Here is a 695-nt window from a genome sequence, read left to right as displayed (position 1 = left end):
TTCTTGTTGATCTTGTAGCGGCCGACGCGGGCCAGGTCGTAACGCTTCTCCTTGAAGAACAGGTTCTCCAACAGCGTCTGCGCCGACTCCTTGGTCGGCGGCTCACCCGGACGCAACTTCCGGTAGATATCCAGCAGCGCCTCGTCCTGACCGGCGGTGTTGTCCTTCTCCAAGGTCGACATCATGATCTCGGAGAAACCGAACCGCTCGACGATCTCCTCGGTCGTCCAACCCAGCGCCTTCAACAACACCGTCACCGGCTGCCGACGCTTACGGTCGATACGCACACCCACGGTGTCCCGCTTGTCGACGTCGAACTCCAGCCACGCACCACGCGACGGAATCACCCGCACACTGTGCAGATCCTTCTCGGTGCCCTTGTCGACCGAGTGATCGAAATACACACCCGGCGAACGCACCAACTGCGACACCACAACACGCTCGGTGCCATTGATGATGAACGTGCCCTTATCGGTCATCATCGGGAAATCCCCCATGAACACCGTCTGGGACTTGATCTCACCAGTGTTGTTGTTGATGAACTCCGCGGTCACGAACAACGGCGCCGCGTAGGTCATGTCCTTGTCTTTGCACTCATCGATCGAGGCCTTCACCTCTTCGAAGCGCGGATCCGAGAAGGACAACGACATGGAACCGGAGAAGTCCTCGATCGGCGAAAGCTCCTCGAGCACCTC

The 695-nt window shown here is 58.8% G+C and carries 1 pseudogene; it reads right to left on the bottom strand.

Features of this window, described 5'->3' with window-relative positions:
* Window positions 1-695: pseudogene (locus tag LGY53_RS43365) on the bottom strand (DNA-directed RNA polymerase subunit beta); the annotation flags it as partial.

This window comes from Nocardia sp. JCM 34519.1 (assembly GCF_020361265.1).
Taxonomy (GTDB): domain Bacteria; phylum Actinomycetota; class Actinomycetes; order Mycobacteriales; family Mycobacteriaceae; genus Nocardia; species Nocardia arthritidis_A.
Note: the sequence above shows the minus strand (reverse complement) of the source record. Positions and strands in the feature narration are given on the sequence as shown.